The following is a 23,911-nucleotide window of genomic DNA, read 5'->3' as shown; positions in this document are numbered from 1 at the left end:
TCCACTACATGGCGGCGCCGGCATTTTAGCAGGCCCGCCGGCCGCCCCCCGCGCCCGCCGTCATTTCCCGATTCGTACGCGCATCTCGCGGGCTTTTTCGAGCAGCCCTTCGTAGCCGGAACGGCTGTGCTCGGGCAAGTCGGGATCGCCGACGAGCGCGCCGAGTGTCTCGATCAGGCTATAGACGATCGCTTTCGCCGCACCCACGGCGATGCTGCCCGTGGTGAGCGAGGTGTGGACGTGACTGAGCGCGGCGTCGAGATGCTCCAGATTTCTCGACGACTCGTCTTCAGCGGGCTTTTTCGACGGATCGGACGTCATGGCATCGTTCCTCTTCGTTCGGGGCGCGCCTCGTGTGGGAGGCCAGCGCGCGGGTCCGTCCGGTTTTTATATACCCGCGGCGAGCCAGCGTCCACTGGCTCGCGCCCGCTTGGCCGTCGCCGGCTAGCCGATATGGAAGACGGCGATCGCCGTCTGCAGCTGCCGTGCCTCGTGCTCGAGCGCCTCGACCGAGGCGGCCGCGCGCTGGACGAGCGCCGCATTTTGCCGCGTCATGTCGTCCATTTCGGAAACCGACGCGTTGACCGCCTCGATGCCGGTGGTCTGCTCGGCGGCGGCGCTCGCGATCTCCTCGACGATCCGCATCACCTGGGCGATGGCGCCGCGCGCTTCGTCGATGGTCACGCCGGTCTGCTCGACGAGCCCCGCACCCTCCCCGACGCGCGACACGGCACGCTGAATCAGGCCGCGGATCTCCTTCGCGGCCGCGGCGCTGCGCTGGGCGAGCGAGCGCACTTCGCCGGCCACGACGGCGAAGCCGCGCCCCTCCTCGCCCGCGCGCGCAGCCTCGACCGCCGCGTTGAGCGCCAGGATGTTGGTCTGGAAGGCAATGCCCTCGATGACCGAGATGATCTCGACCATCTTCTGCGACTCGCTCGAGATGTCGCGCATCGTCGTGACCGCCGCCGCGGCCGCCGCGCCGCCGCGATCGGTAATCGACACGGCGCGCTTGGCAAGTTCGTTCGCCGCGCGCGCGTGGTCGGATGCCTGACGCACTTGTTCCGTGATCTGCGTCATGCTCGCCGCCGTTTGCTGGAGCGAAGTGGCCTGCTCGGTCGTGCGCGCGGAGAGATCGGCATTGCCGCTCGCAATCTCGTCGGAGGTCTGCGCGACATTGTCGGACGCATGCTTGATCCGCGCGATCATCCCGGTCAGCGCTTCGCGCATGTGTCCGATCGCTCGCAACAGACTCTGAGCATGCGCATTCTGCGCGTCGATCGCGATCGCGAGATCGCCGCCTGCGATACCGTCGGCGATGCGCGCGGCGACGCGCGGGTCGCCCCCGATCGTCCGGACGATGCTGCGATTGACGGCGGCGACGAGCGCCGCGAGCGTGCATGCGAGCACGATCAGCAGGCCGCACGCCAAATAAAGCGAATGCAGGAACGCGTTATCGATGTCGTCGACGTAGGCGCCGGTGGCGATGATCCAGTCCCATGGCGCGTAGCGGACGACGTAGCCGAGCTTGGGCACGGCCTCCGTCGTATGCGGGCGCGGAAACACATAGTCGACGAATCCGCCTTCGGGCGACTGCGCCGCGCGGGCGAAGGCGACGTAATGATGCCTGCCGTCGGCATCGGCCACGCTCGCGAGCTCGTTGCCTTCGGTCGCCGGCTTCATCGGATGCATGATCATGCGCGGCGTCGAATCGATGACGAGAAAGTAGCCGTCCTCGCCATAGCGTACGTCGCGCAGGCGCGCAAGCGCCTCCTTGCGCGCCTGCTCTTCCGAGAGGGCGCCGCTCTTCGCCAATGCGGCATATTCCTGGACGATGGCCAGACCCACGTGGCCGACGTTGACCAGATCGTTTTTGCGCTCGTCGATGCGCGTGCCCCGCAGCAAAACAGCCGCCCATACGGAGACGATCAGCAGCGCCACCATGCTGACGATCAATGGCAACCAGAGCTTTTGCTTGAAACTGAGTCTTTGCATTCGGACGCCTCCCAAGTCATCGCGCATGCCGATGGCCACAGCCGTTCGCTTCGCACAGAACCCACTCGTGTACGTGCTTTAACGGCAATGAGAAGCGCCGCCTGCATAGAGCAAAACCCCGATGTGCGGACGGCGAGCCCCGGCCTCGCCCCGGCGGTGCTGCAGTGCAGCGGCGGCTACTGCACGGGAATGCCGTCGCGCATGACCTGCAATGCCGTCGCTTCGAGATAGTCCACGCGGATGTTGTCCCCGACGTTGAGTCCCTTGAGGAAACGATCGTCGGTGGCCTGCAGCGTCATGGTGCCCGTCGGGCCGCGCAAGGTCAGTTTGCGATTCGCCCGGTCGATGGCGAGCACGGTGGCGACAGCCTGGACGCGATGCGTGGAGGTCGTGGACCCGCCCGGCGCCGGGGTGATCGTCTGTGTATCGACGCGCTCGCGTATCGAACCCGAGCCGGTCTTTTCCGCGCTGAGCACCAGAGCGCGCTTGTAGGTGATGTCGACGCGATCGCCAATCCTCAGTTTTTTGACGTCGCCGACCGCCCTGTCGACCACGACATCGGTCACCGTGCCGTTATCGTCACGCAGCGTTACCGTGTTCGTTGCGGGGTCGGTCTTGACGACTGCCGCCGCCGTGTGCGTCGCCGTTTGTCCTGAAAAGAGGCCGCCGTCGCCCGTATCGGTGCCCTGGGCTCCGGCATCGCAAGGCGTGAGCGCCGTAGCGGCGGATAGGACGACAAGGCCGAGCACAAAGCGGTATCGCGGTTTCAGTGACACTTCGATTCTCCCGTCGTTCGAATGCGCTCCACGACGCGCCGGGCCAGGGCCGGCGCTACCAGTCTACTCCGAAGGCAGGCCCCGTCGATAAACGGGCGCGCTCGCGCGCGCTCGCCAGGCGTGCCTCGCGGGAATGGCGGCGCGCCTTGGACGTGATGCTTCGAACGATCGCTAGTGCCCGCGTATGATGTCCGAGCGAGAGGTCGTATAGACGTGGCCCGATTGGTCGAAATGCACGTTGAAGAACGCCTCACCGGTCGGCGGGCCCTCCTCCCACTTCCAGCTCCACACCGTCTCCGGCTTGAGCGGATAGACGGCGACATCGCCGGGCTTGCCGAGCAACTGTCGCACTTCGTCCTGCGACATGCCGGGGCGAATCCTCGCGAAGTTCGCGGCGGTGAGTACCTGGGTGACGCTTCTCAGCGTACCGTTCGGGTCGATGTCGACCATGTAGGTCGTCACGCCCTGGGGGCCGCGCGGATACTCGAAGCGCTTCGAGCCATCGGCGAAGGTCCGCTCAGTTTCGGGCTTTCCCATTTGATCGCGGATTTGCGCCTCCGTGGTGACACCCGGTTTCAGCCCTCTCAGCAGCAGAGCATCGGGCTTGATGGCATTGAGGAAGGCTTTGAGTTTTTCCATGGCATGCTTGCCCTCTTCATCGTCGCAGCCGGCAAGCGCGAGGGCTGCGACGAGCCAGACGACGGTAAGCGGTCTGAAGACGAAGTTCATCTGCGTTAGCGACATCCCAGTATCGCGTAGCGAATAGTTGCGCCAGCATAACGCAAGCGGCTCTGAGGTAGACCGTTACATAGCGCCTGCCGCCGCTTGCGCGCTTTAGGGTTCGCGGCACCTCATTGCCTACTGCACGGCGTCGAGCGTTGCGCAGCGGAATGAAGCGTGAGTATTCCCGGTCTGAAAGGCGAATCAGGATTGAACTTGAACTCACTAGCCGCTCGTGGGTCGAAAACCAAGTCCCGGAGAGTTCAATGAAGGCCCTACTCCTCACCGTCGCATTGGCCGTTACCGCGGTTGCATCGGCACCGGTCTGGTCCTACGCTAATGAGCAATCGCTCCACCAGAATCAGAAGCGGACGGGCACGGACGAATGCGCCGCGAAGTCGGGCCATGCGGCCGCGCAAGCCGAGCCGACCTCGAAACCGCCACGACTCAGCGTTGGCACCAGCTATCCCGACACGAAGCTGAATTTGCCGTGGTTTCTCACCGACATCATCAACGCAGTGAACACGCGACAATCGCCGCGCTGCTTGCTGCATACGCTCGGCAGAGGATTCTGATCAACGCGATGCTGGTCGGCATTCCATAAAAATGGCTTCTCGGCGGCACGCCCCATGCCGCCGCCCGAGCCGCTGCGTACAAAGCAGCGGCCCGGCCGTCGAAAGCGGGAACGCTCAAAGCGGCGCGGAGACCCGCTTATTCGTGCTTTTGTGCCGAGTTCGTGATGGCGTGGCCGCCCCTGGAAATGTCCTCGCCGGCTCCTGAGACCGTGTGACAAGCCGTTAGCGCCACCGTACCGATGAGCAGAAAGAGTGCGATGAGTCGTCGTGTCATGAGCCTTCTCCCTTGGCTGATGGATTGTTCGACGCGGACGTGCGATGCGAAGCGCGGCGCGTTTCCCCGTTGGATGGCCGGCCAACCGCTTTCGTGCCGGCCGTGCGGCTCCATCTCCGCCGCCTGCGCAACATCCGTTTGACAAAGCACTGTCCGCAATCACTGTGCCCGCTCGAGGCGTCCCACGAACGCACCGTCCGACCGCTCAGGTCCCACCAGCGAGCGAGGCCGCGCAATCCGTGGTAGCGTACGCACCGTTCGTCAAGAACATGTTCTCGGGGCGGGGTGCAACTCCCCACCGGCGGTAATCGTCCTCTTCGGGACGTAGCCCGCGAGCGCTCGGTCTTGCATGCGATGAAAGCATTGCAGCGACGGAGGTCAGCAGACTCGGTGCGATTCCGGGGCCGACGGTACAGTCCGGATGAAAGAGAACAGGACTTCCTTCATCCTTCGCGAGCCGCGAAGGCTGCGGGTCGTCCTTCGCCCTGTTCACACAAACAGGCTGAATTTCCATGAATATCTCGACTTCCACCGAATCAAAAGCAATATCCTCCGCCAATGACAAGCGCGGGCGGATCGCATTCATCCAGTCATGCTGGCACCGCGATATCGTCGACCAATGCAAGGCGTCGTTCCTCGCATCGATGTCGAACTACGGTTACTCCGCCGAAGACATCGATCAATATGAAGTCGCGGGGGCTTTCGAAATTCCATTGCATGCAAAGCGCCTCGCATTGAGCGGCCGATACGCGGCGATCGTCGCCGCCGGACTCGTCGTCGATGGCGGCATATACCGGCACGAGTTCGTCGCGCAAGCCGTCATCAGCGGCTTGATGCAAGTGCAGCTCGAGACGGGCACGCCGGTTTTCTCCGCCGTGCTCACGCCGCACCACTTCCATCACGGCGAGGAGCACATCGGCTTCTTCCGCGAGCACTTTGTCGTCAAGGGCAAAGAAGTCGCGCACGCGTGCGCCGACACGGTGCGCAGGCTTGCGGAACTCCCCTCGCGGTAACGCCGCGACTTCTGTCGGATTCGGCCGCGGACGAGACTCGACCTTGCTCCGCGGACCGCGCCGCTCGTTTTCGCCGCCGATTGCTCGAGCCGAGCAACCGGCCCTTCCTCGTCATCGCGCTGACACCGTGCGATGACTTAATAATGCGGCCCCCCACCGTAGAGGAAGGAACACGATGAAGAACTACGACTTCAAGCATGTGCTCCGTGTCGGAGCGATCATGTCTACCGTACTCCTCGCATTTCACGCCCAAGCCGACGCGGACTCCATCGACGTCGCCCAGTTGCCGAGCGGCCAGTACATCACCCCGACGTTCATGCGCGGCGCCGTCCAGCAATACTTGAACCCGCGCTTGCCCGGCTATCCCAACTTCGTCGCCGGAGAGGCCGTGCGCTCGCAACTGAGCCCGGACGGCAAAACCCTGGCGATCATCACGGCGGGCCAGAACTCGCTGTACAAGCCCGACGGCACGGTCGACAAGGCGAATTCGACGCAATACATCTTTCTCTACGATGTCTCCGGCGACAACAAAAAGCACCCCGTGCTCACGCAGGTCATTCAACAGACGAATGCCTACGTCGGTCTCGTCTTTTCTCCCGACGGCAACACGCTCTATGCGACGGGCGGCAGCGACGACGCCGTCTATGCGTATGTGAAGAACGGCGGCACCTGGACCGCCTCGGGGACCATCGCGCTCGGCCACAACGGCAAGGGCCTGGGTCTCGGCGTGCAGCCCAATGCCGGCGGCCTCGGTATTTCGGCCGACGGCAAGACGCTCGTCGTCGCGAACAACTACAACGATTCGATCAGCGTGATCGACACGACGACGCGCACGGTGCGCTACGAGCACGACCTGCGCCCCTTCTTCCCCGGCAACGAGGGAACGCCCGGCGGCGTCGGCGGAACGTTCCCGTTCGCCGTCGCCATCAAGGGCAATAATGTTGCCTACGTGTCGTCGGACCGCGATCGCGAAGTCGTCGCGATCGACATCTCCTCCCCGTCGGGCGGCCGTCTCATCAAGCGCATCAAGTTGGACGGCAATGCCCTCGGCATGACCCTGGACGCATCACAATCGACGCTTTACGTGGCGCAAGACAACGCCGACCAAGTGGCGGTCATCGACACGAACAGCAACACCGTCAGGGGAAAAATCGATGCACGGGCTCCCGGCGATGTCCTGCCGCACGCCCCGAACACGGGCGCCGCGACATTCGCCGTGACGCTTTCACGCGACGGCCGCACGCTCTACGCGGTCAATGCCGGCACCAATGCGATCGCCGTGATTCCGCTCGTCGGCCCCCACGCCTATCGGGTCGCCGGGCTGATCCCGACAGCATTCGAGCCGCACGATGTCACCTTCAGCGCGGACGGCAGCTGGATCTACGTCGTCAACGGCAAGAGCGTGACCGGACCGAACCCCGACCATCTATCGGGCAGCACGGCCAGCATGACGAGCATCACCTATCCGGGCGGCAATGCCGCGGCCGCGGCCGCCGCAAGGGGTTCGAACGAGTACCAGTTCCAGCTCGAGCGCGCCTCCCTCGTCAGCGCCCCGGTCCCGCCGGAGAGCGACCTGGCGCAATTGACGCAGCAAGTCGCCAACAACAACTTCTATCGCCCGGAAGCCAACGCCCGCGATCGCGAGGTGATGCACTTCGTGCGCGACCATATCAAGCACGTGATCTACATCGTGAAGGAGAATCGCACCTACGACCAGATCCTCGGCGATCTCGGCAATGGTGCCCATGGCGATCCCGCGCTGACGCAGTTCGGCGCGAGCATCACGCCGAACTTTCACCGCCTCGCGTCCCAGTTCGTCACGATCGACAACTTCATGAATCCGGGCGACGGCAGCATGGACGGCTGGTCGTGGGCGTTGCAGGGCCGCGTGACCAACACCGAGACGCTCTCGCAACAACTGAACTACGCTGCCGTCAACCGCGGGATGTCCTATGAGTCGGAAGGCGCGAACCGCAGCGTGCCTGTCAACTGGGCGACGGTTGCCGAGCGCGATGCGGCGGCGGGACCGGCGGGCACGACGAACTACAGCACCCAGTCGGCGAGCCTGCCCGGCGGCACGGAAAACCTGCTGACGGGAACCGGCAATCATGCTTCCTCCGATTCCCCGGTCGGCGAACAGCAGGGCTATATCTTCGACGCGGTGCTCGCCGCCGGCGGCTCGGTCCGCAACTATGGGTTCCTCGTCAACAACATCGGCAGCATCGGAACGAAGAGCGCCCCCGTCGTCTCGCCGTACGCGGCGGGTATCGTACAGGTCGCGCCGCTCGATCCGAAGTTGGCGCCGGTCACCGACGTCTACTTCCGCGGCTTCGACCAGAACTACCCGGACCTGTGGCGCTACCAGGAATGGAAACGCGAGTTCGACCAGTACGTCGCCAACGGCAATCTGCCGAGTCTCTCGCTGGTCCGCCTGAGCCACGATCACATGGGCTCTTTCGGAACCGCGCTCGCAGGCGTGAACACGCCCGAGACGCAGCAAGCGGACGACGATCTGTCGGTCGGGTCGCTCGTCGAGGCCGTAGCCAAGAGTCCCTACGCTTCGAACACCCTGATCATCGTCACCGAAGACGACGTACAGGACGGCCCCGATCACGTGGACTCGCATCGCGGCCCGGTCTATGTCGTCGGCCCATACGTGAAGCAGGGGCAGGTCGTCGGCACGCGCTATAGCCAGGTGAACGCCCTGCGGACGATCGAGGACATCCTCGGCACGCAGCACATCAACCTGAACACGGCGTTCCAGCGCCCGATGGCCGACGTATTCGACGTTCACTCGTCCGGTACATGGAATTACACGGCCGTTGCATCGACGGTGCTGAAAACGACGGGGCTGACGCTGGCTTCATTGCCGCAAGGCGTGAAGTATGCGGCGGGGCCTGACATCGAGCCGAAGCACGACGCCGCGTATTGGGCCAAGGCGACGGCGAAGTTCGACTTCTCCGATGCCGACGAGGTCCCGCCGGATCAATTCAACCGGGTGCTCTGGAAAGGAATGATGGGCGAGAAGCCGTATCCGGCGATCCGCGGTGCGCATCAGGTCGTCGCCAGCATCAAGGACGACGATTGATCCATAGTCGGGCCTGACGCGGCCCGAAGCCACCCATCGGCAGGCAGCGCTCGCGCCGTCGAGCCTGCCTGCCGCGTCTTCCTCAGTCGTTCATCGTCACCGTCGAAATGCCCTTTCTTTTGCGCCGCTCAAAAGTTGGCGCGCAATGTGACGAATGCGCTGAGCGGCTCGCCCACATAGGCGCCGGCACTGTTGGCCGCGACGAAGTATCGCCGGTTCGTCAGATTATGGATATTGACGTCCACACCCCAGCGCCGCATCTGGTATCCGAAAGCCGCATTCGCGATCACATAGGACGGGACGGAGTTGACGTTCGTAATGTCGCTATAGGTCTTGCCGATGTAGTCGATACCCGCTCCCACGTGAAACCCGGGAACGCCAGCGATTGAAAACTCATACGTGGTCCACAGCTTCGCCATGTACGCGGGCACACCCTGGGGGTGATTACCGACCGAACTCACGCCTTGCGGGTTGCTCGTGATGACCGCATGCTGCGCCGTGAAGTTGGCAATGACGTGCCATTGCGCCGTGACGCTCGCATCGAGCGAGGCTTCGGCACCCTTCGTCCTCTGGCTGTCGAATACGACGTTTTCGACGCCGCCCGTCGTCAATAGCGCGGCGACGTTGTCGCGCGAGACGTCGAAGAGCGCGGTATTGAGCACATACTGGCCATCGAGGAACGAGAACTTCACGCCAGCCTCGTACTGCTGCGCGGATTCCGGCGCGCCGATGCCGTTCTGCGTGCTCTCGGAATTGAAGTTCGCCAGATAGCTCTTCGATACGCCAAAGTACGGCGACATCCACGGCAGCAGCTTGTAAAGCAACCCTACGCTCCAGCTCACCGGCGCATCGTTGCGCGTGTAGGTCGTACCCGCTACGAGCGCCTGCCCCTGCGAGTCGAATCGGCCCGGTACCGTGATATTCGGTGTCAGCGAGGTTTCCCACCAGTCCTTGCGCACGCCGGCTCGGATTTTCAGCTTGTCCGTCACGTCCACCTGATCCGTCGCGTAAAGGCTATAGAAGTTCGCGAGCAGACGGTCGTTGTCGCACGAGTGTCTGGCGTCGCATTGGAACGTCAAGCCCGCCAGCGACGTCTCCGGCGGCACGGGAGCAAACACGTCCGCGATGTTCGGGAGGTCCGCCGTCGCGCGAACCGTATCGATGATCTGATGTTGATACTCGAATCCGGTCAGCAACGTATGGCCAACGCTGCCCGTCGCGAACTTCCAGACCGGCTCCAATTGATAGTCGAACGTGTTGTCCGAGTCGATTTGATGCCGCAGCTGCCGTCTCGTTACCTGATCGCCGACCACTTTCGTGCTCGCACTGTCTCCGTTGCTAAAGAAGTCCAGGCTGCGATGCAGATAGGAAAAGCGATTGTTGACAGTCAGAAATTCGTCGACCTTCCACTCGTCCGTCAGTGTCGGGCGAATGTAGCTGCCCCGAGCCGCGGCAAACGGCGTCGAATACTTGGCATCGATCGGGACAGTCGTGATCGGCGAGCCGTGAAAATAGATGAGGCCGTACGAATCCGGCGTTTCTCGAATGCGTTGCGCTTCGAGCGAAAACTCGACCTTATGGTTGCCGGCCTTCCACTCAAGCGTTGGCCGGATCTCCTCGTCCCAGCTCGACAAGCCGCGAAATCCGTCGGAACGCGATGCTGACGCATCCACGCGATAGGTCAGACCCGCAACCCCTGTCGGCCCCGTCACGTAGGCACTGCTCGAAACCGTGCCGAACGAGCCCGATTGAATGTCGCCACCGAAATGAAACGTCGACGACGGCGTGTAGTGAACGATATTGATCGTGCCGCCGGGCGGCCCGCTGCCGAAGAGCGCCGATCCGGGGCCCTCCAGAATCTCGATGCGCTTTACACCGTTCAGCGAATGGGAGACGCCGTTGACCTGGTCTCCGTCCGAGAATCCATCGTTGTAGACCTGCGCCTGCAGTCCTCGGATCATGAAGTGATCGAAAAAGCCCTTCGAGTCCGGACCGCCGACGTTCACGCCGCTTGCGTTTTCGACGCCCTGCCGCAGCATCGTCGCGCCCTGCTCGCTCAGCAGCGCACGAGGAATCACTTGCACGCTCGCAGGCAAGTCCTTGAGCGCGGTACCGGTCTTGCTGACCGCTGATACCTGGTCCGGGTTGTTGAGCCCGTCTTCCTGCGCGATTGCGCCGCCCTCGGCCCTCACCTCCACAGGCGGCAGCGTCGCGGCGGCGACTGGGCCGCCATTCCCGTTATCCGTGACTTGCGGCTCCTGTGCTCGTGCCGTGTGCGTAAGCGTCAAACCGATAAAGAGCACGGATAATGCACCAACCGAAGCCGCGTCGATCGTCGGCGCCTGCGTTGAAACCTTTCGGAAACCCATGCTCTCGCTATCCTCCCGTCCGCGGTTGGTGCATTCGCCGTATGCGAGGTCGCAACGGCGTTTGCCAAGTTCCGTGTCCGAGCAAGCGATCGCCCCGACTGGCAACCGAGATTATCGATTGCCGATCGTTTCGTTTTTTTTAAAGAGTCGAGCGGGGACGCACAGCATGGTGCGCGTCATCGCGCGCCATCGAATGGATTCGCCGATCGCCGACGCGTGCGGTGATGTCCGATCAGCCCGCCCATGGATCGATGACCGCGATGCCGCAATCGACGAAATCCTTCACGTTCCGTGTCGCAAGCGTGGCGCCCCTCGAGCGAGCCACCGCGGCAATCATCGCGTCGAACTGGCTGATCGGCCGGCCGGCGTTCGTCCGCGACACGGCAATTTCCGCGTAGACGTCAGCCGCGTCGCTATCGAAATTGAGCAGCCTGCCGGCGAAGTCTTCTTCGAAAATGGCCTTGATCGCGGACGACAGCGCCTGCTTACGCGAACCGTCGGGCATACGGCCCACGCCGTACAGAATTTCGGCCCGAGTCACTGTCGTTGTGAAAAGCGCGGCACGCCATTGAGCGGCAAACCATTCCATCACGCGCGGGTTCGGCGCGGACCGCAGCGTTTCCGAAAGAACATTGGTGTCCAGTACGATCATGCGCCGAAATCCAGCCGATCCCGGATGGCCTCTCGAGCCGGCAATTCCAGGTCGACACCGCCAAGCGGTGTGATGCGACGGCGGATAGATTCGATCAGGTTGTTTTGACTGCCTTCGCCCTCTGTCGATAGCGCGGCACGAAGGATGTCGCGAGCTTCGTCCTCCATAGAATGCCCATGCCGGGCCGCTTGAACACGCAAGCGGCTCTTGAGTTGTTCGTCGATGTTGCGGATCGTCATACTTGCCACCCCAGCGTCCTCCGTTAATCATTGATGGCATTTTAATCAATGATTGCATCGGCTGCAACTGGAGATGACGCAGCTCCAATCCTGGAAGCGGCCTGTCCGCCAAGCCGCCCTTCTTTCTTGGTTCACGTACCATCGGCCACGGTCGTCCCGAAAATTGCGTTTCATCGTTGACCACCCCGGCTTTGCTTCGTGCAGAGTCGCTATCGAGCGCGACGTCCCGTGTCGCCAAGCTCAGGATGATGGGGATTCGATTTTCGCCGTCCAAGACGGCGACCGATAGCTATCCGAACGGCCGAACGTGTCCGCCATGCCGATCGCGGGCGCGGGAGGGGCCTGCCGCGTCAAGCCCGCCAGACCGGGCCTTCGGGAAAGCGATAGCGATCGAGCGACGCCGCATGCATTTCGATGCTGTAGCCCGGACGTTGAGGCGGCAAATAGCGGCCGTTGCGAATCACGACGGGATCGACGAAATGCTCGTGGAGATGGTCCACGTATTCGAGCACGCGGTTTTCCAGCGAGGCCGACACGCAGATATAGTCGAAAAGCGAGATGTGCTGGACGTACTCGCACAAGCCGACGCCGCCCGCATGCGGACAAACGGGCACGCCGTATTTCGCCGCCATCAGCAAGACGATGATCACCTCGTTCAGGCCACCCAGGCGGCAGCTATCGAGCTGACAGAAGTCGATTGCCTGCGCCTGCAGCAACTGCTTGAACATGACGCGGTTATGGCAGTGCTCGCCCGTCGCGACACCGATCGGCCGAATCCGCTGCCGGATCGTCGCGTGGCCAAGCACGTCATCGGGACTCGTGGGCTCCTCGATCCACCACGGATCGAACTGAGCGAGGCGCCGCATGTTGGCCACCGCTTCATCGACTTCCCACACTTGGTTCGCATCCATCATCAGCTTGCGACTTTCGCCGATCTCTTCACGCAGGATGCGGGCTCGCCGTATGTCGTCCTCGAGGTTTGCGCCTACCTTCTGCTTGAAGTGCGTCCAGCCCTGCGCAACCCCTTCGCGTGCCAGACGGCGGATCTTGTCGTCGTCGTAGCCGAGCCAGCCGGCAGAAGTCGTGTAGGCCGGATAGCCATGCGCCAGCATTTCCCGTTCGCGCTCGCCTTTCGTCTTGGCATGACGATGCAGCATCGCGATGGCTTCATCCGGCACGATCGCATCGGTGACGTAGCGAAAATCGAGACAGCCCACGAGCTGTTCCGGCGTCATGTCGACGAGCAGCTTCCACACGGGCTTGCCTTCCTCCTTCGCCCACAGGTCCCAGACCGCATTCACGATCGCCGCCGTCGCCAGATGAATGGCTCCCTTGTCGGGGCCGATCCATCGCAACTGGCTGTCCGATGTGAACGCCCGCCAGAAGGCGCCCATGTTCGCCGTGATCTCCTCGAGCGATCTGCCGACGATGAGCGGGGCAAGCGCCTCGACGGCACGCACGCAGATCTCGTTGCCACGGCCGATCGTGAAGGTGAGACCGTGGCCCGCGAGCACCTTCGGCGAATCGGTTTCGAGAATCACATAGGTGGCCGAGTAATCGGGCGCGGCATTCATCGCATCGGAGCCGTCGAGCGAACGCGAAGTGGGAAACCGGATGTCTCGAACGGACAGCTTCGTGATCGTGGTCATCTGCATCCTCCTGGCGGCGGCTATCGACTCCGGGTTTCACATTGTATTGTCGATGCTGCCCTGTCCGCCGACGCCGGATCGGTTTCGCGCCGAGCCTCGTCGCGCCGCGTCGGCACGCACATGGGACGCATTATCCTCCATCGTTCCTCAAGCTGAACCGAGCGACAGCCTCGCTTAATCGGCGACTTTGCTCCTCGAGCGACATCGCGACGGCCGACGCCTCCTCCACGAGCGCGGCGTTACGCTGCATCGATTCTTCCATTTGCGTCACGGTGATATTGACCTGCTCGATGCCGGTCGACTGCTCGTCCGACGCGAGACTGATCTCGCTCATGATGGCGTCGAGGCGTTCCACGGCTCGAACGAGGTCGGCCATCGTCGATCCGGCTTCGGTGACGAGCTTGCTGCCCCCCGCTACCTTTTGCGTCGACTCGCCGATGAGCGCTTTGATCTCCCTGGCAGCCGCGCCGGAGCGCTGCGCGAGATTGCGCACTTCGGCCGCCACAACGGCGAAACCGCGCCCTTGTTCGCCGGCCCGCGCCGCTTCCACGGCCGCGTTGAGCGCCAGGATATTCGTCTGGAACGCGATGCCGTCGATGACGCCGACGATGCCCCCGATTCTTGTCGAGCTCTCGGTGATCTCGTCCATGGTCGCGACGACGAGCTGCATCGCCTCGCCCCCGCGCGTCGCGATCTGAGACGCATCCGCCGCATAGGCGCGCGCGCTGCGTGCGTTGTTGGCGTTTTGCTGGACGGTCGCCGTCAACTGTTCGACGCTCGCGGCCGCCTCTTGCACGGATGCCGCCTGCTGCTCGGTACGGCTCGACAGGTCGAGGTTGCCGCCGGCGATCGCGCGCGCATCGCTCACGATCGTGTCGGTACTCGCGCGTACCTGCCGCACTGTCGTCGTCAGCCCTTCTTGCATTCGCTTCAGCGCGCCCATCAGGAAGCCCATTTCGTTGTCGCGCGCGATGGCAACGGTACCCGTCAAATCGCCAGTGGCGATCCGGTTGAAATGTTCGACGGCCAGGTTGATCGGCTTCACGATCGCTTGCATGAGCGCACGCTGTGCGATCAAGCCCACGAGCAGCGCGAGAACGCCGGCTGCGCCGAGCGCCCACAGCGCGCGACGAAAGCGCGCGTCCGCACGCTCGAAGCGCGCCTTTTGCCGCGCGACCTGAAACGCTTCGAGTTCCTCGATGGCCTCCTGGTACGCGGTGAAGAGGGAGACCGGCGCCTCTCGCTGCGTCGTCAGGAAATCAATCATGTCATCGGCATCCAATTGCGAGAGGGACTTCTGAAGCACCTGCTCGATGAGCGCCTGTCGACTCGCCTGCAATTTGTCGAGAAGCGATCGTTCCGCCGTATCGGGAACATGCAGGCGACGATAGACATCGAGCTCCTCGTCGCTTTGCGCGAGCAACTGATGCGAACGCGCGATCTGCGGCTTCGCATCCTTTCCAGCGCTGATCATCTGCTCAATCTCGCGAAATCCACCGCGCAGCACGAGCATGCGTTCCGAGCTCGTCTTCAGGTGAAGCAGAGCCGCCGTGTCGTCGAAGTACATCGCTTTGAGCGATGCATTGCCCGCGTCAATGCACCAAGTTGCGGCCGCGATGACGAGCATGAGCAAAAGCGTGTAGCCCGCGATCGTCGCGGCCAGGCCCGAGCGGATCGTGAATAGTCTTCGCATAGCGGTATCGTCCGCCGCGCCGTAGGAGCGACGCAGCAACTCTTCTCCCGGGAAAATGGGTCACCTCGAACGGGATCGAAGTGTTTCCTCAGGCGATATCGGCAATAGGTACAGGTCACCTGTTGCGAGAAACCGACTCGGATTTGCACGGTGGCGACAGCCCCACAGCGGTTGCAACGAGCCGGGTGCAAGGCCGGAGTGGAAGGCCGTTTAGCGCCGCGGCCCACGCGGCGTTTTGGACGCGCAGTTCCTATACTTCATGTGGCTGCGGTGCCTAACGCCGACGTCGGCGAATCGTCCGGCGTTCGGACCGCTTTGAAAGAAGAACACCAACGACCCACGCGGCCAGCGGCGCACGAGCCGTTTTGCTGCGGCGCGACAGAATCAGGAGGCGCAAATGGGACGTTCCGCACTCGCCGGGCCCGAAGCCGAGCGGATCGATGCACGCGGCCCGCACCGGCCGGCCCTGCCGTCGCTTGCGCTGGCCGCGCTCGGCGTCGTCTACGGCGACATCGGCACGAGCCCGCTCTACACCTTGTCGACAGTGTTCGGTCCGGGTAGCGGGTTGCCGCTGAATGTGTTCAATATCGTCGGCATCGTGTCGCTGATCTTCTGGTCGTTGATGGTCGTCGTCTCACTCAAGTACGTCGTGCTGATCCTGCGCGCGAACAACCACGGCGAAGGAGGCATCATGGCGCTGCTCGCGCTCGCCGCTTCCTCCGTCGCGACGAGGCCGCGCCTGCGCCATGCGCTGCTCATCGTCGGCGTGATGGGCGCCGCGCTCTTTTTCGGCGACAGCGTCATCACGCCGGCGATCTCGGTGCTGAGCGCCGTCGAAGGCCTCGAGGTCGCGGCGCCGGTGCTGAAGACATGGGTCATACCGGTGACGCTCGGGGCGCTGATCGCGCTCTTTCTCATGCAAAAGCACGGCACGAGCGGCATCGGCGCCGTATTCGGGCCCGTCATGGTGCTCTGGTTCGTCGTGATCGGCATCGCCGGACTCGTCAACATCGCTGCGATGCCGGCCATCCTGCTCGCGGTCGATCCGCTGCAAGGACTCGGCTTTTGCCTGCACCATCGATGGCTCGCGTTCGTCGCGCTGGGCGCCGTCGTGCTGTCGCTCACGGGCGCCGAGGCGCTCTACGCGGACATGGGCCATTTCGGCAAACGGCCGATCCGCGTCACATGGTTCGGCATGGTTTTCCCGGCGCTCGCGCTCAACTACCTCGGTCAGGGCGCGCTGTTGCTCGCCCATCCCGGCGCCTTGCAGAACCCCTTCTATCGGCTCTTTCCGCAATGGGCGATCTTCCCGATGATCGTGCTCGCGACGATCGCGACCGTCATCGCGTCGCAGGCCGTGATCTCCGGCACTTACTCGATGACGAAGCAGGCCATGCAGCTCTGCTTTCTGCCGCGGATCAACATCGTCCATACCTCCGAGCGCGAAATCGGCCAGATCTATGTGCCCGGCATCAATTGGACCTTGCTTGCCGCGGTCGTCGCGGCCGTGCTCGGCTTCGGCTCGTCGACCGCGCTTGGCGCCGCTTACGGCGTCGCCGTCACCGGGACGATGCTGATCACGACGTTCCTGACGTTCTTCGTCGTCCGGTACGCATGGCATTACAACTGGGCGCTCTGTGTGTTCGCGACGGCGTTCTTCTTCGTGATCGACGCGACGTTCTTCTCCGCGAACCTGCTGAAGATCGTCGAGGGCGGCTGGTTCCCGCTCGTGATCGCCGCCGTGATGTTCACGATCATGGCAACCTGGGGCCGCGGCTGGGAAATGATGCTGGCCGAAGCGCGCGTGCGCGCCGGCACGACCCCGCTCCAACTCTACTTGACCTCCTTGCTCGCGCACGCTCCGGTTCGCGTCGGCGGCACGGCGATTTTCCTGACGCCGAATCCGGACGCGGTGCCGCATGCGCTCGTCAACAACCTCCTCCACAACCGTGTGCTGCATGAGCGCGTGGTTTTCCTGACCGTCGTCACGAAGGAAGTGCCATGGGTGCCCGATAGCGAGCGCATCACGATGCAGCCTTTATGTCCGGGCTGTTTTCGGGCCACGGTCACCTACGGGTTCAAGGACGAAGTCGACCTGCCGCAGGCGCTCGGAGCGTCCAAGATCGCGGGGCTCACGTTCGAGCCCTCGGAGACCTCGTGGTTCCTGAGCCGCGCGGCCGTCGTGCCGAAATCGGGCCGAGGGATGGCGCTCTGGCGCGAGCGCCTTTTTGCGGCGATGCTGCACAACGTCGGTAACATCGCAGCCTTCTTCAAGCTGCCGGCCAACCGTGTGATCGAGGTCGGCGCGCAGGTCGAGATTTAAAGCGGGCCGTTTTTATTGCGGCGGCTCGCGAGCTAAACGAACGCTTTATCTCGCCCCAAAAATCTTTGGCTGTTTCCGGCGTGGCCCTCGCCTTAGACTGAGCTCGGCTGATTCGATAACGATCGAGACCACCGAGCGATGTCAACGATAGTCGAACCTGTTTTGCAAGTCGATGTCTGGCGAGGCGACGAACACGGCCGCTTTCAGCGGTTCGAGGTTCCGCGCAAGGAAAGCCAGACGGTCCTCGACGTAGTCATTCACATCCAGCGCCACGTCGACCCGACGCTTTCTTATCGGTTCGCCTGCCGCGTCGGCATGTGCGGATCGTGCGCAATGACGGTCAACGGTCGCGCGCGATGGACTTGCCGCACACACGTCTCAAAGGTCGTCGCCCATGCCGGCACCGTGCTCGAAGTCGCCCCGCTCAATCACCTGCCTGTCATCAAGGACCTCGCCGTCGACATGAGCGGCTTTTTTGATAAATGGCGCGACGCAAAAGGTTTCTTTCATGGCGAGCGAACGCGGCACGACGCCTTCGCCACCGTGGACCCGGGTTCGCCCGAACGACAGGCGGCCGATTCCGGCATCGAATGCATCGGCTGCGGCGTGTGCTACGCGAGCTGCGACGTCGTCGCATGGAATCCGTCATACCTCGGGCCTGCGGCGCTCAACCGCGCGTGGACGCTCGTCAACGATGTGCGCGACGTCACGCAGCAGGAGCGGCTGCACGCGGTCTCGAACGACGCGGGCTGCCATTCCTGCCACACGCTCGGCTCGTGCACGGAGCGTTGTCCCAAAGGACTCGCGCCTACCGCGAGCATCGCGGGGTTGAAACGTCTCGGCGGCCGTGTGCCGAAAGGAGGGCCTAAATGAGCGCCTGGGGTAGCACCTGGTGGTGGCAGCGCATGTCAGCCATGGCGCTCGCCATTTGCGTCACGGTCCATCTCGTCACGATGATCGTCGTCGTGCACGGCGGTCTCAACGCCGCCGCGATCGTGGCACGGCTGCACGGCAACGTCGCATGGGGCGCGTTCTACGCGTTCTTCGTCCTCGCGGCGGCGGTCCACGTGCCGATCGGCCTGCGCCGGGTGGCCGAGGAATGGCTCGGTTGGCGCGGCAACGGGGTGGGCGCGGCGAGCGTGGCCGTCGGCGTCGCGCTCGCGCTCGCCGGTTGGCGCGCGGTCTTCGCACTGGTCGGGAGCGGCGTATGAGCAACGTTGAATGGCTGTCCGGCGGCACCCGCGCTCGGGGCGCCACACCGGGACGTCGCGCCGATATACGCGCCCGCAATCATCCCGCCTGGTGGGCGTTTCTAGTCCATCGGATTTCCGGTGTTGCGCTCGCCCTGTTTCTGCCCGCGCATTTTTGGGCCCTCGGCACGGCTTTGCACGGCGCGCGAGCGCTCGAATCGTTTCTTGCGATCACGCGGCAGCCCGCCTTCGTGTTTGCGGAGTGGGGACTGGTGACGCTGCTCGCCGCTCACTTGATCGGCGGGGTACGCATTCTGCTGATCGAGTTTGGGCCATGGAGCGGCCTGCGCAAGGACCTGATCGCCTTGACGGCCGGCGGCGCGCTCGTCGTCGGGCTGGCATTCGCGCTCTCGCTCACGCTTTGATGCCGGGGCACGCGATAAAGGAGAGACAAAACGATGGACATGGATCTCATCGAGGAAGTGGCGAAAGAGCTTTATATCCGAGCATTGAAGCGACTGCCGCCCGACGTCAAGGAAGGCATCGCCCGCCTCGAGCAAACGGAAACGAACGAGACGGCGCGACGCGTGCTCGGCGTCATGCGCGAGAACATCAGCGTGGCGGAATCGGCCGATAACCTGCTTTGCCAGGATACGGGGCTGCCGATCTACAACGTCACGATCGGCCGCGGAATATCGCTCGATGGCATTGCGCTGAAGAACGCCATCAGAAACGGTTGCGCGCGCGCCACGCGCGAACACCCGCTGCGCTCGTCCGTCGTTCATCCGCTCACGCGGCGCAACGAGCATACATCGTGCGGTGTATTGATACCCGCGATCCATTTCGATTTCGACGAGCGCGCGGATACGATCGAGATCGAAATGATTCCGAAGGGCAGCGGTTCCGAAAACAACTCATTCCTGCGCATGGCGACGCCCGCGGAAGGCATCGATGCGATCAAGCGCTTCGTGATCGACTGCGTCGTCGAGGCGGGCGGCAAGACATGCCCGCCGACGATCGTCGGCGTCGGCGTCGGCGGGACTTCCGATGTTTGCGTCTGGCTCGCGAAGCGCGCGGCGACACGCGCGCTCGGCTCGCACTGCGCCGACCGCGATGGGGCCGCATTGGAGGCCGAGCTCTCGAGCGTCGTCAATGAGCTTGGCGTCGGTCCGCAAGGTCTCGGCGGCGACGCGACGTCGTTCGCGGTCCACATCGAACTCGCCGCCACGCATATCACGATGAACCCGGTCGCCGTCAACATGCAGTGTCATTCCGCACGCCGCGCCCGGGCAACGATCTCGGCCGCGGGTGTCGAGTACGGCTACTGATCAGCGAACGCATGCCCTGCGGACAAGGACTCACGATGGCGCATTATCGGCTCACCACTCCCATTAGCGAAAGCGAGGCGCGCGCGCTTCGCGTCGGGGACACGGTCACGCTGACCGGCACGCTCTTCGGCATTCGCGATGCCACGCAGATTCAACTGTTCGACCGCGGCCGTAAGACGCGATTCGATCTTCGCGGGCACGCCGTGATCCACACGGCGCCCAACGTGCGCAAGGTGCCCTGTTCCGAAGCGCATCCGGCCGGATACGAGCCCGTATGCATCGGCACGACGACCTCGATGCGAATGGAGCGCTTCACCGAGCCGCTGATGGCGCAGTACGGCGTGCGCATCGTGATCGGCAAAGGCGGACTTGCCGACGCGTCGAGCCGTGCCTTCGCCACGCATGGCGGCGTGTATCTCGCGATCGTCGGCGGCACCGCCGCTCTGGAGACGACGTGGATCGAGAAAATCGAGGACGTCGACTTGGACGATCTGAACCCCGAATCGCTCTGGCGTTTCCGGATCAAGGAGTTCGGCCCTTTGCTCGTGGCGATGGACAGCCACGGAGCGAGCCTCTACTCGAGCGTCCAGCGAGACAGTCAGGAAAAGCGCAAAGCCGTGCTGCAGTCGCTCGGCATCAAGGCTTGATTGCATCATGAAGCAATACGACACCGACATACTGATCCTCGGCAGCGGCGGCGCCGGGCTCTTCGCGGCGCTGCACGCGCATGCCGCCGCGCCCTACCTTCGCATCACCGTTGCCGTCAAGGGGCTGCTCGGCAAATGCGGCTGCACGCGCATGGTCCAGGGGGGCTACAACGTCGCCCTCGCGCCCGGCGATTCCGTCGAGCGGCACTTCATGGACACGATCGAAGGCGGCAAGTGGCTATCGAATCAGGAGCTGGCCTGGATCCTCGTGAACGGCGCGATCGAGCGCATTCACGAGCTCGAAAACGAGCTCGGATGCTTCTTCGATCGAAACCCGGACGGCTCGGTCCGGCAAAAAGCGTTCGCCGGCCAGACGTTCGATCGCACCGTTCATAAGGGTGATCAGACGGGCATCGAAATCATCAACCGGCTCGCCGAGCAGGTCTGGGCGCGCGGCATCGGGCGGCTCGAGGAGCACCGTGCCGTCGAGTTCATCGAATCGGATACCGGCGACGCGCTCGCGGGCGTCCTCATGATCGACATGCGCTCGGGCGAGTTCGTGCTCGTGCGGGCAAAAGGCGTATTGCTCGCGACGGGCGGCGGGCCGACGATGTACAAGTACCACACACCGAGCGGTGACAAGAGCTGCGACGGCATGGCGATGGCCTTGCGCGCGGGCCTGACGCTGCGCGACATGGAGATGGTCCAGTTCCATCCGACCGGTCTTCTCGCGGGCACGCATACGCGCATGACGGGCACGGTCCTCGAAGAGGGCCTCCGCGGAGCGGGCGGCTACCTGCTCGACGGCAATGGCGAGCGCTTCATGCACCGCTACGATCCGCGCGGCGAGCGCGCCACGCGCGATATCGTCTCGCGCAGCATCTACCGCGAGCTGCGAGCCGGAAAAGCCTCGCCGAACGGCGGCGTCTACCTGCGCATGTCGCATCTCGGCCCCGAGACGGTGCGGCAGCGATTCAAAGGCATGGTCGAGCGCTGCGCAGATTGCGGCTTCGACCTCGCGGGCGACCAGGTCGAAGTCGTGCCGACCGCGCACTACATGATGGGCGGGGTCGTCTTCGAGCGCGATTGCTCGACGACGCTGCCGGGCCTCTTCGTCGCCGGCGAAGACGCGGGTGGCGTGCACGGCGCGAACCGGCTGGGCGGCAACGGCGTGGCCAATTCCACGGTATTCGGCGGCATCGCGGGCGATACGCTCGCGCGGTGGGCCACTCAACTGTGCGGCTTCGAAGCGCCGAGCCGCGAAGCCATCTCGCGCGCGATGGACCGCTGCCGGCGCCCACTCGCGCTGCGACCGGGCAATCTCGAAGCGATCCGGGAGTTGCTTTACGAGCTCATGTGGCGCGATGTCGGCATTTTGCGCGACGCCTCGGGCCTCGCCCGCGCGCGCGCCGCCCTGATGGACATCGAAGACGAGCTCGATCGCACGGGCGTGGACGGCAGCGACTTGCGCTTCAACCTGTCGTGGCACGACTGGATGAACCTGCACAACCTCACCCTCGTGAGCCGCGCGATTACGGAAGCCGCGATCTTGCGCGAGAACTCGCGCGGCGCGCACTATAGGGAAGACTTTCCCGAACCGGGCGATCTCGACTCTTCCGACTATGTCTGCCTTCGCCATGTCGACGGCGCGTTCGAGGCCACGCGCCGCCGCGTCGCGTTCACGCGAGTGAGGCCAGGTCAGTCGCTCATCGATGCCGCGCCCGCGTCTGCGGCCGTGTCCGCCGGCATGTCGATGAAATGACGCTTGACGGCCTGCGTAAACGCCTCGCGCGAGTGCTCGCGCCGCTCGAGCAACCCCACGCGTCGCGGCTCGATGCGATCCGGCAACGCCGTCACCCGCAACCCGGACGCCGGATCCCAGTTTGCGTTGGCAAGGCGCGGCACGATGGCGACGCCGAAGCCGCGCCGCACCATCTCGCAGATCGCCTCGATCGAATTGAGTTCCATGATCTCGTTCGCGGCGACACCCAGGGCTTGCAGCGCGTTTTCGATCAGGATGCCGGTCCACGTCTGGCGATCGAACCGAATGAACGGCTCTTCTAGCAGTCCGCCGATTCCGCTATTCGGCGCATCGGCGCAACTGATCAGCACCAACGGTTCGCTGTAAAGCGCCGTCCATTTGAGCGCGGCGGGAAAGCCGGCCGGCGCTTGCGTCACGATCGCGGCATCGAGATCCCCGCCTTCCACGCGCTCGGCGAAATCGCTCGAAAGACCCGTGAAAAGCTTCAGTTCGAGCCGCGGATAGCGACGCTTCAGATCGAGCATGGCATCGGCGAATGCGCCCATCAGCGAAGAAACGAGCGCCCCCACCCTCACGACACCGGCCAGCTCGGCTCGCTCGCCTGTCGCGAGAATCCTTCGATAGTCGGCGACGAGCGCCTCGGCAAGCGGCACGATCATGCGCCCTTGCTCGCTCAACGAGATGGAGCGCGGCGTGCGCTCGAAGAGGACCATGTCGAGATCGCGCTCGAGTGAGCGCATCTGCAGGCCGACGGCCGCCTGCGTGAGGCAGACTTCTTCCGCGGCGGCCGCGAACGAGCCGTGTCGTGCCACAGCGAGAAAGGTCACGAAATAGCGAATCGCGCTCATACGCGGCCCTCCCTCCCGCTCATTTCGAAAGATGGGCGAGCGATGTGCCGAAGAGCGCGGCGCCCGATGCGAACAGCAGCACGAGCAGCACCCGCCGGAATACGCGCTCGGAGATGCGCAGGTAAAGACGCGAACCGAGCCAGGCGAAAACGAGGGCTGGGGGCACCATGCACAGGATCAGGTAAAGCGTCTGCCGACCGATGATGCCCGTGGCCAGATACGTGATCAGCGTCAACGATTGCATCGCGATGAAGAAGGTCTGACAGATCGCGCGCTGAGTATGCTTGTCGTGGCCGCGCAGCATGCACCATACGGTGGGAGCCGGGCCGACGAGCCCGGCGATGCCGCCCAGGATCCCGCCCACCATGCCGACCCCGCCGTCCGCGAACGAGCCGCCGACCTTCAGGACAGGCAGATTCGTCGCCGCCAGCATGACGCTGCAATACGCGATGAGCAAGAGGCCCACGCCGATCCGGAATGCGACCGGATCGATGATCGGCAACAGCGCGGCCCCGATCGGCACGCCGACGAAGCCGCCAATCACGAACGGCGCAACGAGCTTCGCGCGAATCTGCGCGCGCACCGTGTGGATCGTCAGCAATTGGCCGACGAGCGATCCGACGACGAGCATCGGCCCGATCACTTGAGGCGGCATCGTCCATGCCCAGAACACCATTGCGACGAGGCCGAAGGCGAAGCCGGCAAGCCCCGACACGAAGCCGGCGACCGCGCTGCCGCCCGCGACGAGCAGCGCGAGCTCGGGGCTCAACAAG

The 23,911-nt window shown here is 63.9% G+C and carries 22 protein-coding genes and 1 riboswitch; of the genes, 10 read left to right on the top strand and 12 right to left on the bottom strand.

Annotated features, from left to right (window positions below; translation table 11 throughout):
• Positions 1-60: 60 nt before the first annotated feature.
• The 4 genes from C9I57_RS19200 to C9I57_RS19185 form a co-directional block, all read right to left on the bottom strand.
• Positions 61-321: a hypothetical protein gene (locus C9I57_RS19200; RefSeq protein ID WP_018443526.1), complete on the bottom strand. Its 261-nt coding sequence runs from the start codon at positions 319-321 to the stop codon at positions 61-63.
• Positions 322-444: 123 nt separating this feature from the next.
• Positions 445-1,992: a methyl-accepting chemotaxis protein gene (locus C9I57_RS19195; RefSeq protein WP_107152351.1), complete on the bottom strand. Its 1,548-nt coding sequence runs from the start codon at positions 1,990-1,992 to the stop codon at positions 445-447.
• Between the two features lie 176 nt (positions 1,993-2,168).
• On the bottom strand, positions 2,169-2,768 hold the full coding sequence (locus C9I57_RS19190; protein WP_258187728.1) for a copper-binding protein: 600 nt from the start codon (positions 2,766-2,768) through the stop codon (positions 2,169-2,171).
• Positions 2,769-2,939: 171 nt separating this feature from the next.
• Positions 2,940-3,512 carry a hypothetical protein gene (locus tag C9I57_RS19185; RefSeq protein ID WP_258187727.1) on the bottom strand — a complete coding sequence of 191 codons (573 nt, stop codon included), beginning with the start codon at positions 3,510-3,512 and terminating at the stop codon, positions 2,940-2,942.
• Positions 3,513-3,754: 242 nt separating this feature from the next.
• Here C9I57_RS19185 and C9I57_RS19180 point away from each other — a divergent pair, with 242 nt between their 5' ends.
• Positions 3,755-4,063, top strand: a complete 309-nt coding sequence (locus tag C9I57_RS19180) for a hypothetical protein (protein ID WP_107152216.1) — start codon at positions 3,755-3,757, stop codon at positions 4,061-4,063.
• A 136-nt stretch (positions 4,064-4,199) separates the two neighbouring features.
• Here C9I57_RS19180 and C9I57_RS19175 read toward each other — a convergent pair whose 3' ends face one another.
• Positions 4,200-4,337, bottom strand: a complete 138-nt coding sequence (locus tag C9I57_RS19175) for an entericidin A/B family lipoprotein (protein ID WP_018443531.1) — start codon at positions 4,335-4,337, stop codon at positions 4,200-4,202.
• A gap of 267 nt (positions 4,338-4,604) precedes the next feature.
• Positions 4,605-4,774: riboswitch (FMN riboswitch) on the top strand.
• A 75-nt stretch (positions 4,775-4,849) separates the two neighbouring features.
• On the opposite strand from C9I57_RS19175, the gene C9I57_RS19170 reads away from it, so the two are divergent.
• Together C9I57_RS19170 and C9I57_RS19165 are read left to right on the top strand one after the other, a co-directional pair.
• A complete protein-coding gene (locus C9I57_RS19170; RefSeq protein WP_107152215.1) occupies positions 4,850-5,350 on the top strand; it encodes a 6,7-dimethyl-8-ribityllumazine synthase in 501 nt (166 codons plus the stop codon).
• Positions 5,351-5,570: 220 nt separating this feature from the next.
• Complete coding sequence (locus C9I57_RS19165) at positions 5,571-8,438, top strand: beta-propeller fold lactonase family protein (RefSeq protein ID WP_440130222.1); 2,868 nt, start codon at positions 5,571-5,573, stop codon at positions 8,436-8,438.
• A 128-nt stretch (positions 8,439-8,566) separates the two neighbouring features.
• On the opposite strand, the gene C9I57_RS19160 is transcribed toward C9I57_RS19165, so the two are convergent.
• From C9I57_RS19160 to C9I57_RS19140, 5 genes are all read right to left on the bottom strand, one after another.
• Positions 8,567-10,807, bottom strand: a complete 2,241-nt coding sequence (locus C9I57_RS19160; RefSeq protein WP_107152349.1) for a TonB-dependent receptor — start codon at positions 10,805-10,807, stop codon at positions 8,567-8,569.
• A gap of 232 nt (positions 10,808-11,039) precedes the next feature.
• Positions 11,040-11,459 (bottom strand): type II toxin-antitoxin system VapC family toxin, encoded by a 420-nt coding sequence (locus C9I57_RS19155; RefSeq protein ID WP_107152213.1) that lies wholly within the window; start codon positions 11,457-11,459, stop codon positions 11,040-11,042.
• Positions 11,456-11,707: a FitA-like ribbon-helix-helix domain-containing protein gene (locus tag C9I57_RS19150; protein WP_107152212.1), complete on the bottom strand. Its 252-nt coding sequence runs from the start codon at positions 11,705-11,707 to the stop codon at positions 11,456-11,458. Before C9I57_RS19150 ends, C9I57_RS19155 begins: the two co-directional genes overlap by 4 nt.
• A gap of 341 nt (positions 11,708-12,048) precedes the next feature.
• Positions 12,049-13,347, bottom strand: a complete 1,299-nt coding sequence (locus tag C9I57_RS19145; RefSeq protein ID WP_107152348.1) for an L-fuconate dehydratase — start codon at positions 13,345-13,347, stop codon at positions 12,049-12,051.
• 130 nt (positions 13,348-13,477) lie between these two features.
• Positions 13,478-15,040 (bottom strand): methyl-accepting chemotaxis protein, encoded by a 1,563-nt coding sequence (locus tag C9I57_RS19140; protein WP_107152347.1) that lies wholly within the window; start codon positions 15,038-15,040, stop codon positions 13,478-13,480.
• A 397-nt stretch (positions 15,041-15,437) separates the two neighbouring features.
• Between C9I57_RS19140 and C9I57_RS19135 the strand changes: the two genes are divergently transcribed.
• From C9I57_RS19135 to C9I57_RS19105, 7 genes are all read left to right on the top strand, one after another.
• Complete coding sequence (locus C9I57_RS19135) at positions 15,438-17,363, top strand: potassium transporter Kup (protein WP_107152211.1); 1,926 nt, start codon at positions 15,438-15,440, stop codon at positions 17,361-17,363.
• A 138-nt stretch (positions 17,364-17,501) separates the two neighbouring features.
• Positions 17,502-18,236, top strand: coding sequence for a succinate dehydrogenase/fumarate reductase iron-sulfur subunit (locus C9I57_RS19130; RefSeq protein ID WP_107152210.1), 735 nt, complete (start codon positions 17,502-17,504; stop codon positions 18,234-18,236).
• The gene (locus tag C9I57_RS19125; protein WP_107152209.1) at positions 18,233-18,574 is read left to right on the top strand and encodes a succinate dehydrogenase; all 342 of its coding nucleotides are present in this window, start codon (positions 18,233-18,235) and stop codon (positions 18,572-18,574) included. The genes C9I57_RS19130 and C9I57_RS19125 overlap by 4 nt, the downstream gene beginning before the upstream one ends.
• On the top strand, positions 18,571-18,978 hold the full coding sequence (gene sdhC, locus C9I57_RS19120; RefSeq protein WP_107152208.1) for a succinate dehydrogenase, cytochrome b556 subunit: 408 nt from the start codon (positions 18,571-18,573) through the stop codon (positions 18,976-18,978). Before C9I57_RS19125 ends, sdhC begins: the two co-directional genes overlap by 4 nt.
• A 33-nt stretch (positions 18,979-19,011) precedes the next feature.
• Positions 19,012-19,881, top strand: a complete 870-nt coding sequence (locus C9I57_RS19115) for a fumarate hydratase (protein ID WP_181321881.1) — start codon at positions 19,012-19,014, stop codon at positions 19,879-19,881.
• A gap of 35 nt (positions 19,882-19,916) precedes the next feature.
• Positions 19,917-20,528 (top strand): FumA C-terminus/TtdB family hydratase beta subunit, encoded by a 612-nt coding sequence (locus tag C9I57_RS19110; protein ID WP_107152207.1) that lies wholly within the window; start codon positions 19,917-19,919, stop codon positions 20,526-20,528.
• Positions 20,529-20,535: 7 nt separating this feature from the next.
• Positions 20,536-22,290 (top strand): L-aspartate oxidase, encoded by a 1,755-nt coding sequence (locus tag C9I57_RS19105; protein ID WP_107152206.1) that lies wholly within the window; start codon positions 20,536-20,538, stop codon positions 22,288-22,290.
• On the opposite strand, the gene C9I57_RS19100 is transcribed toward C9I57_RS19105, so the two are convergent.
• Both C9I57_RS19100 and C9I57_RS19095 read right to left on the bottom strand, forming a co-directional pair.
• A complete protein-coding gene (locus C9I57_RS19100; protein ID WP_107152205.1) occupies positions 22,227-23,138 on the bottom strand; it encodes a LysR substrate-binding domain-containing protein in 912 nt (303 codons plus the stop codon). The two genes, C9I57_RS19105 and C9I57_RS19100, sit on opposite strands and share 64 nt — an antisense overlap.
• Positions 23,139-23,157: 19 nt before the next feature.
• Complete coding sequence (locus C9I57_RS19095) at positions 23,158-23,907, bottom strand: sulfite exporter TauE/SafE family protein (protein ID WP_258187726.1); 750 nt, start codon at positions 23,905-23,907, stop codon at positions 23,158-23,160.
• Positions 23,908-23,911 lie beyond the last annotated feature (4 nt).

It is taken from the genome of Trinickia symbiotica, assembly GCF_003028655.1.
GTDB lineage: Bacteria > Pseudomonadota > Gammaproteobacteria > Burkholderiales > Burkholderiaceae > Trinickia > Trinickia symbiotica_A.
The sequence above is the reverse complement of the archived record's forward strand: the minus strand, read 5'-3'. Positions and strand labels throughout refer to the sequence as shown.